Genomic DNA, 11,811 nt, shown 5'->3' on the forward strand with positions numbered 1-11,811 from the left:
CCGCCTGCCAACCACAGTGATCGGAGTCCGCAAGTGTCTCAAGTCACTCCGCCCCTGGCCCGTCGTCAGCTGGGTTCCAACGGCCCGAAGGTCAGCGCCATCGGTTACGGCGCGATGGGCCTGTCCGGGGTGTACGGCGCCGCCGACGACGCGGAGTCGGCCCGGCTGCTGAACGAACTGCTCGACCTCGGGGTGAACTTCCTGGACACCGCCGACGCCTACGGCGAGGGGCACAACGAAGAACTGATCAGCGGCCTGCTCGCGAAGCGTCGCGACGAGGTCGTGCTGGCCACCAAGTTCGGCGCCAACAAGGACACCGGGGGCGGCCGACCCGAGTACGTGCGCCAGGCGGCGGACGCCAGCCTGGCCCGGCTGGGCACCGACCACATCGACCTCTACTACCTGCACCGCCTCGATCCGACGACGCCGATCGAGGAGACCGTCGGCGCGCTGGCCGAACTCGTGCAGGCGGGCAAGGTCCGGCACCTGGGCCTGTCCGAGATCAGCGCCAGCACCCTGCGCCGCGCCCACTCGGTGCACCCGATCGCCGCGGTGCAGCAGGAGTACTCGCTGTTCACCCGCGACCCGGAGGAGCAGTTGCTGCCCGCACTGCGGGAACTCGGCGTCGCGCTCGTCGCGTACTCACCGCTCGGCCGCGGTGTGCTGACCGGTGCCTTCAGCGACGTTTCGGACGTGGAGAACCTGGAGGTGCGTTCGAAGCGCTATCCGCGCTTCGAAGAGGAGAGCCTGCGCCGCAACATCGAACTGACCCGGCCACTGCGCGAGCGGGCCGAGGCGCTCGGGCTCACCGCCGCGCAACTCGCGCTGGCCTGGCTGCTCGCGCGGGGCGACGACGTGGTGCCGATTCCCGGCAGCCGCCGCATCGAGCGCGTGAAGGACAACATCGCCGCGGCCACGGCGCAGCTGGATCCGGCGGTCGTGGCGGAATTGTCCGAGCAGTTCCCGCCCGGTGCCGCCGCCGGTGAGCGCTACACGCCCGCCGGGATGGCCCGGCTGGACCGGTGATCACTCACCCGGCGACCGCGCCGAAGACCAATCCCAGCAGGTAGGTCGCCGCTGCTGCGCCCGCGCCGATGGCGAGTTGCCGCACGGCGCGGGGCAGCGGTGCCGCGCCGGAGAGCACGCCGACCGCGGCACCGGTGAGCATCAGCGCGAGGCCCACCAGCACGACCGCGACCAGCACCGCCAGGCCGCCGGTGAGGCCGATCAGGAACGGCAGCACCGGAATCAGCGCGCCAGAGGCGAAGAAGACGAAGCTGGACGTCGCGGCTTTGATGCCGGTGCCGACGACTTCGTGCTCGTCGACGGGTGCTTCGGCGGGTGGCACGGGCGGTTTGGGATTGCGCAGCAGGGCATCCGCGCGGCGCTGCGCTTCCTCGGCCGACATCCCCCTGGCCCGGTAGACCAGGGCGAGTTCGTTGGCGTCGACGTCGAGATAGGGCACCACAGCGCGGGCTTCCGGGTTCGGTGCGGCCGCGGCGAGCAGTTCCCGTTGGGAGCGCACCGAGATGTACTCACCGGCCCCCATCGACAGCGCACCGGCCAGCAATCCTGCCAGGCCGGTCAGCAGCACCGTCGAGGTCGGCACCTGCCCACCGATGACGCCCAGCACCAGCGCCAGGTTGCTCACCAGGCCGTCATTGGCGCCGAACACCGCCGCCCGGAAGGTTCCGGACACCCGAGCGCGACCGCGAGCGGCGAGAGCTCGCACCACTTCTTCGTGGATCCGCTCGTCGGCGGCCATGGCCGGTGGTGCGTCGCGGTCGAAGCGGTACGGCGTTCGGCTTTCCGCGCGCTGCGCCAAGGCGAGCACGAACACCGACCCGAACCAGCGGGCCAGCAACACCAGCACGCGCATCCGGAATTGACCGCGCCGCTGCGGCCCGACCTCGTCGCCGAGCAGTTCCGCCCAGTAGGCGGCGTGCCGTTCCTCGGCCTCGGCGAGTCCGAGCAAGATCTCCCGTTCCTCGCCGCTGCGCCGGGCGGCCAGCCCGCGGTAGACCTTGGCTTCTTCGCGCTCGTCAGCGAGCAGACGCCGCCAACGGCGCACCGACCGCGCATCCGCCCTGCTCGTTCGATCCCCGCCGTCACGCACGGGCCAAGCCTCCCAGCGACCCCTGACAGCCACCACTCGAAACGGCCGCGATCAGCAAGTCGACGGCGTCGTGCAGCCAGCGCGCCAAGAGTATCCACTGTAGACGTCCGCTGTGGACTGCTAAGAACGCGGCGGGAGCAGTTCCAGCGAGTCGGCCAGCACGCGGCGCGGTGTGATCGGCGGCGGTTCCCCGGGCCCCGGCCAGCCCACGCGCAGCACGAGCTGGGGATATCCGGCACCGTCGAGCACGGTGGTCCGAACCTGTTCGCGCGCCTCCCAGACCTCGCTGAGGTGGTTCAGCGGACAGGTCACCAAGCCTTCGCGGGCCGCGTTCAACAACACCGCGCTGAGCGCCTCCCCCGCCGCCAGCCAGCTGTCGACCTGGTCGCTGCGGGTCGCCAGCACGGCGAGCACCGCTTTGTCGTCCAACTCCGGAACCGCCGGTTCGGGGTCGTCGAAATCGGCCAGCGCGTGCTGGTATTCGACGGACTCCCGGTACTGCGAAGCCCGTTTCACCGCATCCACCACAGCCGCGCGGTGCTCGGCGGCCCGCACCAGCGCGCCGTGCTCGGTCTCAGCCGCGGCGCGCAGCGTCGTCAACAGCTCCGGCGGAACCAGATCCGGCAGGTAGGCCCGCCGCTCGGTGCGCCGCTGCGCGGCGACACCGGCCAGCGCGACCGTCGCCGGGGCGACGTGGTCACGGGGGCTGAACTGGATCGACGCCAGGTGGCCGGGCTGGGACGGGTTGGGCAGCCGGTGGATCAGCGCACGCCAGCCCAACGAAGCGAACGCGATCCGCACGTGGTGCAGGGCGGCACCGCAGCTGATCACCTGCGCGCGCGTCGACGGGTCCAGCGCCTCGGGTAATCGGGACAGGTCCAGGAACAGCTGCACCGACCGCTCGGCGAGCAGCCACCGCCACGGCTGGCAGTTGTGCACCGATGGTGCGCGGCATGCCAAGGACAGCGCCGAGCACACGGTGTCGTAAGACGGAGCGACGTTGCGCGTCATCCGAGTGCCAACAACCGCCGGACGCGGCGAGGCAGACGCGGCAGCCACCCCTCATTGAGCCAGCGCCGCGATCCTCGCGGGCGCTTCCCGACGATCGAACCGAACACCAGCACCACGACCTAAACGAACTCCGGACCTCACCATCGTTCGCACGGGCCCGCTGATCGGGCCAGAGCACAAAGTCACGGCGCACAGAGCCTGTCCTAGAACTCGTTTTGCATTGCGGTGCGGATAGCGGAACCTCAGACGCCGTCTCGGTCCGGGATCCCCGACATCAGGTATGCCCAATACACCACGTCGAGGTAGGTCCTCCCAGAGAACTCCAGTGGGCACAGTCTGAGAACCCGCGGCGTTGCCAGTGGCGTAGGCGGGCTAAGCGGCTTCGCCGCTTCAAAACAAGAACAAAGACCGGTGTTCAGTCGGTGAAGGTCGGCTTTCGCTTCTCCATGAACGCCCGCATCCGCTCGTTCGCGTCCGGGGTTTGCGAGGTCGCGGCCATCACCTCGGTGGCGATCGCGTAGGCGTCGTCCTCCGGCCGGTCGAGCTGGGCGTAGATGGTCTGCTTGCCCACCGCCTTGGCGTGCCTGCTGCCCCGCGTGGCGCGGGCCATCAACTCGTCGACCGCGGTGTCCAACTCCGCGTCCGGCACCACCTGGTTGACCAAGCCCCACCGCTCGGCGGTCGCGGCGTCGATCGGATCACCGGTGAGCGCCATCTCCAACAGGCGCTTGCGGCCGATCGAGCGGGCCACCGGCACCGCTGGCGTGTGGCAGAACCAGCCGCCGTTGCCGCCCGGCAGCGCGAACCCGGCCGACTCGGCGGCCACCGCCAGGTCGCAGGTCGCGACCAGTTGGCACCCGGCCGCCACCGCCAACCCGTGCACCCGCGCGATCACCACCTGCGGCACAGCGTGGATGGTGCGCATCACCGACTCGCACAGCCGCAGCAGCTCGCGCATCCCGGCCAGGTCGCGGTCGGCCATGTCGCCAAAGTCGTGGCCGGAGCTGAACACCGGGCCCGCACCGGCCAGCACGATCCCGGTCGCCTTCGTCTCACCAGCGGCTTCGAACGCCTGGCGGAGCTCGGCGAGGTGCCCGGCGGACAGCGAGTTGCGCCGCTCGGGGCGGTTCATGGTGATCCGGACGGTCGGACCGTCTTGTTCGGTCAGCAGGTGCTGGTACTGCGGGCTGCTCATCGACGCTCCAGAGAACTCGACCACATCGTCGTTTCCCCGAGCCTCGCACAAAAACCCGTCCGCACCCAGTGCGCGCCGTCCGGTGCTCAGGCGGCTCCGGACGGCCGATTTCCCATGGTCTGCAGGTGCGCGAGCGAGCCGTAGCGGGCCAGCAGGAGGTCGAACTCGGCCTGGTCGTGGAAGGCCAGCTGACCCGCGCCGAACTCCTTGCCGACCTCGACCGCGAACCGGGCCGCGGCGGCGATGTCGATCTCGTGGCTGGCTCCGGTGGCGCAGCCGGGCACGGCGGTCGCGGCCACGATCGCCAGGCCGACCACCGGGGCGTCGGTCGAGGTGGCGGGCTGCAGGATCGAGTTGATGTGGTACGCGCCGTTGCCGTACGGCGTGATGTCCTGGGTGGTCACCGGGTACGTCACCAGCGGCTCGCCGGTGACGGTCTCCAGCAGGGTGCCCAGCCGGTCCGAGACCCGGAGCACCCAGCCCTGCTTGACCGTCGGCGACAGCGCCAGGCCCTTGTGGTTGATGATCCGGTTGCCCCTGGTGGTGTCGATGGACAGCACCGCGTCCATGTCGTCGGTGACCTCGTGGGCGTTCATGGTGGCGATGTCCACCGGCGAGTCCATGAACGGCACGGGTTCGTGCGGCCTGGTGGGGGCGCTCGGGCACACGTGGGTGCTGATCACCACGTCACCCGGCAGGACGTCGCCGCGAGCGCGCATCGACAACAGCTTCGCCGCGGACGCGATGGCCGCCGCGGCGCCGTCACCGTCGGAGACGAAGCCGATCATCTCCGGCCGGGCGCCCACACCGCCGAGACGACCCACCACGCCCAGCGTCGGAGCGTCGCCGCCGCTGGCCCGGCCCCGTGCGCCGGGGACGCGGACCTGCACGAAGTCGGTCGCACCCTTGTCGCCGCGGACGGTGGTGCTGGACGCCAGTCCAGTCTCCCCGGCCACTCGGTCGAGGTAACCGACGACATCGGCGCCGGTCACCTTCGGGTCATCGAGGAGTTCGACCACGTCCAGGACATGCTTGAGCATCCGAGCCCTTCCCAGCAGGGGCCGCGAGCACCGGGCGAGACGGGGGGTCGCCCGATCTCGCGGCCAGGATTGGGTGGCGTTCGCCGAGGCCCCATTCGGGTGACCCCGACGACCGCCCTGCGATTACTGTGCGCGACCAGCGAAGCGACGAGCAAGAAAATCCCGCTATCCGCAAAATGGAGCCATGTCAGCTCTGGAAACCGAGCGCCGCACCCCGCCTGGACTGCCACAGACCGCGGACCGCGCCCTGCAGGTGCTGCTCGCCTTCGACCGCAACCGGCCGGAATGGGGCGTCACGGAGGTGGCCGCCGAGTTCGGCCTGCACACCTCGATCGCGCAGCGACTGCTGGCGACGCTGGCCCACCGCGGGTTCCTGGTGCAGGACACCGCGAACCGCCGGTACCGGATCGGCCCAGCGGCGCTGCATCTCGGGCGGATGTGGGACCAGGCGGGCGGCTTGGGCATCCTGGTGCGGCCACTGCTGACCGAGGTCGCCCAGGAAACCGGGCACAACGTGCTGTTGGCGCTGCCGGACAGCGCGCACATGCGATGCGTCGTCGCGGTGGCGGGCGCCGACGGGATGCTGCGGGAATACCCGCTGACCAACGAGCTCTTCCCGGCGCACGCGGGGGCCACGAGCAAGTCCTTCTACGCGTTCCTGCCCGATGACCAGCGCTCCCAGCTCTTCACCGACCGGCCGCTGGCGCGCTTCACCGAGTACACCGTGACGGATCTGGCCGTGTTGGAGGAGCAGTTCGCCGAAATCCGGGCGGCCGGTTGGGCCTACACGGCAGGCGAGTACGACCGCGACGCGGCGACCCTCGCGGTGCCGATCTTCCTGCGTGATGAGCCCTACGGGAGCCTGAGCATCGCCTGGCTGTCCGAACCGCACCAACCCGCCCCCACCGAGTGGGTCGAGCTGCTGCAGGACACCAGCGCGCGGATCAGCGTGCTGCTGACCAACCCCGTCCTTCGCCGGCGCGGCCAGCCATGATCGGCCAGCCCACCTCGGCCCGGTAAGGTCTCGTCGGCGTCGAGGGTGGCCGGACGACGGAGGCTGATCTCATGAACCGCAAGGCCGTGATCGCGATCGTGGCGCTGCTGGTGGTGGTCTGCGGCTCGCTGCTGGTGCGCGATCCGGTCGGCGCGGCGGGCGTGGTGCGTTCCGGCTGGGAGTTGTTGATCACGGCGATCACCACCATGGTCAACTCGCTGACGACCTTCTTCCAGCACCTGTTCCGAGGCGCCTGACGCCGGATCAGTCCTCGGGCCGCAGCACCACCTTCAACCGGCCCCGCGCCGGTGTCGCGGCCAGTTCGAACGCGCGTTGTGCTTCGGAGACAGCGAAAACGTGGGTGACGTAGTTGTCCGCCAGTTCCGGATGCTCGTGCAGGTACGCCACGGCACGCTCCAGCCAGTGCCGCCAGTTGGTGGTCCCACCAGCGGCAAGCGTGCCGTTCTTGCGGAACAGCTGCCGGAAGGCGACCGCGTAGTGCTCGTCGTCAGGCACCCCGAAGGCGAAGAGGAAACCGCCCGGCGCCAGCGCGTGGATCGCGTCGTTGAGCGTGGCCGCCTGGTGTCCGACCGCCTCGACCACGATCTCCGGCCGCCCCGCCTCGGACAGCTGCCGCGCCCAGCGTTCCGAGTTGTCCCACACCGGCTCGCTGACGCCGAACTTGTCGGCCACATCGGCACGATCGACCCGGTCGACGCCGATCACCGGGGCCGCGCCGCAGGTGTTGAGCACATGGCTGAACAACAACCCGAGCGGCCCTTGGCCGATGACCGCCGCACGGCGCCCAGCGATCTCGGGCACCCGTTGCAGTGCGCAAAGCACCGTGGCCAGTGGCTGGGCGACGGTGGCGTGCACGTCGTCCAGCGGGGTGTCCAGCACGTGGAGCTGTTCGGCCCGTGCGGTGAAGTACTCCGCCAATCCCTGGAAACCACCAGCCCAGCCGACGACGCGAGCACCGACCTCGATGTCCGGTGCGGCGCTGGCGACGACCTCACCGACCACCTCGTGCAGCGGGAAGCCGGGCAGTTGCCGCTCGGTCAGCCCGCCACCGCGGAAGTTCGGCAGATCGCTGCCGCAGATCGCACCGGCGAGCAGCCGCGCGACCACCTCGCCGGAGCGCACCGCGGCGGTGGCGATATCCGTTGTCTCGCAACGGGAAAGCTGTCCTGGTGCGGTCAACGCATAAGCCCACATCCGGCACCCTCCCGCGTCTGGACAGCCGACCGGCAGCAGACTCTAACCGCTGCGCCGCAGTTTAGAAAGATCTTGATCGCCTCGGCACGAGCATGCGGCAGGCAAATCATTCACCGGACATCCTGTTTGACACTTATCAACCGCACATCCGAACATGTTAAGCGCAAACCAAGTCCATGATTGATTTCCCGGCCATGAAAACGCCGCCAACGACATAAAGAGATCGCACCCGAAACCGGATTTCCCGGCACCAAAAACAAGATTCAACGGAACACCAGGGACTTAATGCCCGAGTCCCAGCGCATCATCAGGGCCCCTGGTCACAAAGGCGAAAAAATTCCTTCCAACCAACACAAAAGTCAGCTTGTCCTCCTCGCATCGACGGCTTACGGTGGGAACTGGTCACATCGACGAAAAGAGTCGGCCGAGGTCAGTAGCAATGACATCGGTTACTGGGGATGACATCAGTTACTGGGGATGACCGGCTCAACGGCGACGTGGCCCGGCGCAACGAAAAGGATTCCGGCCAGCCCGCATGCCGCTAGCTCTCCCACCGAGCAGAACTTCGATCCAGGGCCCAGATCGATCCGCTCGGATGGCCTGCGGGGAGCGGAATCACTTGCGCTGCGTGCAAGCGCGTGCCGGACTGCACGGCTGTTCGGCACCCGACGTGCATCGACCATGGAAAGAGTGATTGGAATGCAGATCAAGGACGTCTTCACCAGGTTCGGCCGTGGCACCCAGAGCAACTGGGGTGGCTGGGGCGGCTGGGGCGGCTTTGGCCGCGGCTGGGGCGGCTGGGGCGGCTGGGGCGGTTGGGGCGGCTGGGGCGGCGGCTGGGGCGGTTGGGGCGGCGGCTGGGGCGGCTGGTGGTGCTGAGCCACCTGTTCCGTACCAGTGAGCCCTGATGCCCACCGAACCAGTGAGCCCTGATGCCCACTGAACCAGTGAGTCCTGATGGCCACTGAACCGACGCGTAGCTCCCACTCCGCTGGGGTGGGAGCTACGCCCTTGCTAGCGGGGGTGAGAGTTTGCCGGGATTGGTGAATTGGCTGCTGCGGCCAGCCGAAAGCGACACCGAAGGACTCGTCGAGCACGCACCGGTGGTGCGGGTGCGCGAGGTTTTCCGCCGCTTCTGGCCGTACGCTCGACCGTTCCGCGGCTGGCTGCTGCTCAGCCTGCTGCTGGTGGTGCTCTCGCCACTGCTGGACACCGCCGCGATCTGGCTGTTCAAAGTACTCGTCGATGACGTCCTCACCCCCCGCAACTTCGCCGCTTTTCCCGCCGTGGCGGCGACCTACGCGGCGATCACCCTGGTGTCCGGGGTAATCGATTTCTCGGGGCACTACCTCGCTGTTTGGATCGGCGAAAACTTCCTGCACAAGATGCGCACCAGGGTGTTCGCACACCTGCACACCCTGTCGGTCGGGTTCTTCGACCGGCGGCGCATTGGTGACACGCTCTCCCGGCTCACCGGGGACGTGGGCGCCATCGAGAGCCTGGTGCTCTCCGGTGTCGCCCAGACGTTCTCCTCGGTGGTGAAGGTCGTGCTTTTCACCGGGGTGCTTTTCTACCTCGACTGGGTGCTGGCGCTGGTGTCCCTGATCGCGGTGCCGCTGTTCTGGGTCGTCGCCAAATTCTTCGCGAAGCGGATCAAGGCCGCCTCCCGCGAAGTGCGCGGCCGCAGCGGGTCGATCAGCACCGTCGCCGAGGAGAGCCTCGGCAACGCGCCGCTGATCCAGGCATACGGGCGGGAAAGCGCCGAGGTGGACCGCTTCGCCCGGCAAAGCCGCGGCAACGTCGTCGCCGAACTGGCCTCCACGCGCGTCGGGGCGCTGTTCTCCCCGCTGGTGGACCTGCTGGAGGTCTTCGGCGTGATGGCCATCCTCGGGGTGGGCATCTGGGAGATGTCGGCGGGCCGGATCAGCCTCGGCGGACTGCTGGCGTTCCTGGTCTACCTGTCCCAGCTCTACACCCCGGTGCGCAGCCTCGGCCAGCTGACCAACACGCTCTTCGCCGCCTCGGCCAGCGCGGAGCGCATCATCGAGCTGCTCGACCAGCGCCCGCTGGTGCGCAGTCCGGCGCACCCGATCCCGATGCCGCAGCGGCCGACCGGGCGTTTGGAGGTCGACCGGGTCACCTTCCGCTACCCGGACACCGCCACCGACGTGCTGCACGACGTGAGCTTCTGCGCCCTGCCGGGCCAAACGACCGCCGTGGTCGGGGCCAGCGGAGCGGGCAAGTCCACGCTGACCAAGTTGCTGCTGCGCTTCTACGACCCGACCCGCGGCCGGATCCTGGTGGACGGGCTCGACCTGCGGGCCCTGGATCTGACCGAACTGCGCGCCAACATCGCGATCGTGCTGCAGGAAACCCTGCTGCTGGACGGCACCATCGCGGACAACATCCTGGCCGGACGCCCGGACGCGGACCGCGACCAGCTCGTCGAAGCGGCGGAGGCGGCCGACGCGCACGAGTTCATCCAGCGCTTGCCGGAGGGTTACGACACTCGGGTCGGGCAGCGCGGCCGGTTGCTCTCGGGTGGGCAGCGGCAGCGCATCGCGATCGCCCGCGCGATGATCCGGGACGCGCCGATCCTGCTGCTGGACGAACCGACCACCAGCCTGGACGCCGACGCGACCCGGCGGATCCTGGCCCCGCTCCGCCGCCTGATGGCGGGCCGCACGACGATCGTGATCTCGCACAACCTGCTGACGGTCAGCGACGCGCAGCAGATCATCTACCTGGATCGCGGGTCGATCGCCGAGGCGGGCACGCACACCGAACTGCTCACCAACAACGGCGGCTACGCGCACCTCTACCGGTTGCACCACCCGGAGCACCCGGCCGGGACACCAGCAAGCGGGGACGGGCACTCACCGAACTGACGCGTCCCGTTCTCGAATGCGTACTGCCGGGAACGGGAAGACGCGGGCGCCCCGGACTTCGCCGGGGCGCCCGGAGTGCTAACGCCAGGTCTCGCCGCGACGGCGTGCCCGGTAGACCCGGCGGCAATTGTTGGCCCACCGAAGTCCCTTGCGCACCATCGGCTTCTGGTTGATCATGTGCCGCTGGTACCGCCACGGCGGCTGCCTGCCGTGCCGCGCGGCCAGCGCGTAGCTGAAGTCCAACGCGTTGCGGTCGGTGTAGCGGTCGAGGCTCTCGAACCACGCCATGCTGGTGCGCGCGGCGGCCTGCGCCACGCGCAGCGCGGCGTGGCCTTCCTCGTCGAACGACTTCAACGCCCCGGCCACGTCCTCGTGCTCGAACAGCTTCTGGGCGAGCATGATGCCGTCCACCATGGCCAGCCGGGTACCGGAGCCGATGGTGAAGTGCGTGGTGTGCGCGGCGTCGCCGATCAGGATCACGTTGTCGTGCCGCCAGGTCTGGTTGTAGACCTGGGTGAACCGCTGCCACGACGCGGCTTTGCCGCGGGACTGGCTGATCAGCGTATGACCGCCCAGCATGCGCGCGAAGATCCGCTCCAGCAGCCGGACGCCCTCAGCGTCGCTGAGCCGGTCGAAGCCCAGCGCCTGCCACGTCGATTCCTGGCATTCGACGATGAAGGTGCTGACGCCAGCGCTGGACGGGTAGGCGTGGAACCAGACCCAGCCCTGCGGGGTCTCCTCGAAGTCGAAGGTGAAGTTGTCGAACACCCTGTCGGTGCCGAGCCAGATGTAAGGGTTGCGGCCCTCGTCCACGATGGTGCCGAACTGCTCGCTGTAGCGCTGCCGGATCCGGCTGTTGGCCCCGTCCGCGACCACGATGAGATCGGCGTCGGCGAACTCCGAGAGGTCTTCGGCGGCCCGCTCGTACTCGATGCGGACGCCCAGCTCGGCGGCCCGCGAGGCGAGGATCTCCAACATCGGAGCGCGGTTGACGCTGTAGCCGTACCCGGTGAGGTACGCCGCCTCGTCGGTGCGCAGCGCGATCTTCTGCTCTTGCCACAGGCTCGACTCGGCGCGGATCCGCTGCGCGCTCTCCCGGTCGTTGCTGTACAGCGTGTCCAGGAGGTCGTCCCAGTACACAACGCCCCACCCGTAGGTGGCGCCCGGTGGATCACGTTCGATGACCGTGACGTCGTGCCCGGCATCCCGGAGCTTCGCCGAAATGGCGAAGTACAGCCCGGCTGGACCGGCTCCGATGCACACGATTTTCACAGCACCACCTCCTGGCAACAGGCGGGCAGCTGCGCAGGCATGCCGGGTGGCACGCCGTTGTCCGCGTGACGTCCCTCGTT

Annotated in this window: 11 protein-coding genes; 5 read left to right on the forward strand and 6 right to left on the reverse strand. The window is 69.0% G+C overall.

What is annotated here, in order from left to right; all coding sequences use genetic code 11:
* Positions 1-33 precede the first annotated feature (33 nt).
* Positions 34-1,026 (forward strand): aldo/keto reductase, encoded by a 993-nt coding sequence (locus MOQ72_RS07640; protein ID WP_242181428.1) that lies wholly within the window; start codon positions 34-36, stop codon positions 1,024-1,026.
* Between the two features lie 4 nt (positions 1,027-1,030).
* Here MOQ72_RS07640 and MOQ72_RS07645 read toward each other — a convergent pair whose 3' ends face one another.
* The 4 genes from MOQ72_RS07645 to MOQ72_RS07660 form a co-directional block, all read right to left on the reverse strand.
* The gene (locus tag MOQ72_RS07645; protein WP_242181429.1) at positions 1,031-2,116 is read right to left on the reverse strand and encodes a VIT1/CCC1 transporter family protein; all 1,086 of its coding nucleotides are present in this window, start codon (positions 2,114-2,116) and stop codon (positions 1,031-1,033) included.
* A 120-nt stretch (positions 2,117-2,236) separates the two neighbouring features.
* The gene (locus tag MOQ72_RS07650; protein WP_242181430.1) at positions 2,237-3,127 is read right to left on the reverse strand and encodes a nitroreductase family protein; all 891 of its coding nucleotides are present in this window, start codon (positions 3,125-3,127) and stop codon (positions 2,237-2,239) included.
* A 415-nt stretch (positions 3,128-3,542) separates the two neighbouring features.
* On the reverse strand, positions 3,543-4,322 hold the full coding sequence (locus tag MOQ72_RS07655) for an enoyl-CoA hydratase-related protein (RefSeq protein ID WP_242181431.1): 780 nt from the start codon (positions 4,320-4,322) through the stop codon (positions 3,543-3,545).
* 86 nt (positions 4,323-4,408) lie between these two features.
* Positions 4,409-5,362, reverse strand: a complete 954-nt coding sequence (locus MOQ72_RS07660; protein ID WP_242181432.1) for a DUF1177 domain-containing protein — start codon at positions 5,360-5,362, stop codon at positions 4,409-4,411.
* Positions 5,363-5,546: 184 nt separating this feature from the next.
* Between MOQ72_RS07660 and MOQ72_RS07665 the strand changes: the two genes are divergently transcribed.
* Positions 5,547-6,356: an IclR family transcriptional regulator gene (locus tag MOQ72_RS07665; RefSeq protein ID WP_242181433.1), complete on the forward strand. Its 810-nt coding sequence runs from the start codon at positions 5,547-5,549 to the stop codon at positions 6,354-6,356.
* 71 nt (positions 6,357-6,427) lie between these two features.
* A complete protein-coding gene (locus tag MOQ72_RS07670) occupies positions 6,428-6,613 on the forward strand; it encodes a hypothetical protein (protein ID WP_242181434.1) in 186 nt (61 codons plus the stop codon).
* Between the two features lie 7 nt (positions 6,614-6,620).
* Here the strand turns inward: MOQ72_RS07670 and MOQ72_RS07675 are convergent, their stop codons facing one another.
* Positions 6,621-7,571 carry a zinc-binding dehydrogenase gene (locus tag MOQ72_RS07675; RefSeq protein ID WP_242181435.1) on the reverse strand — a complete coding sequence of 317 codons (951 nt, stop codon included), beginning with the start codon at positions 7,569-7,571 and terminating at the stop codon, positions 6,621-6,623.
* 699 nt (positions 7,572-8,270) lie between these two features.
* Here MOQ72_RS07675 and MOQ72_RS07680 point away from each other — a divergent pair.
* Positions 8,271-8,450, forward strand: a complete 180-nt coding sequence (locus tag MOQ72_RS07680) for a hypothetical protein (RefSeq protein ID WP_242181436.1) — start codon at positions 8,271-8,273, stop codon at positions 8,448-8,450.
* A gap of 161 nt (positions 8,451-8,611) precedes the next feature.
* Entirely contained in the window at positions 8,612-10,459 is a 1,848-nt protein-coding gene (locus tag MOQ72_RS07685; protein ID WP_242181511.1) for an ABC transporter ATP-binding protein, read from the forward strand.
* A gap of 78 nt (positions 10,460-10,537) precedes the next feature.
* On the opposite strand, the gene MOQ72_RS07690 is transcribed toward MOQ72_RS07685, so the two are convergent.
* Positions 10,538-11,731, reverse strand: a complete 1,194-nt coding sequence (locus tag MOQ72_RS07690; RefSeq protein WP_242181437.1) for an FAD-dependent monooxygenase — start codon at positions 11,729-11,731, stop codon at positions 10,538-10,540.
* Between the last annotated feature and the right edge of the window lie 80 nt (positions 11,732-11,811).

Source organism: Saccharopolyspora soli, assembly GCF_022678645.1.
GTDB classification, from domain to species: Bacteria; Actinomycetota; Actinomycetes; order Mycobacteriales; family Pseudonocardiaceae; genus Saccharopolyspora; species Saccharopolyspora soli.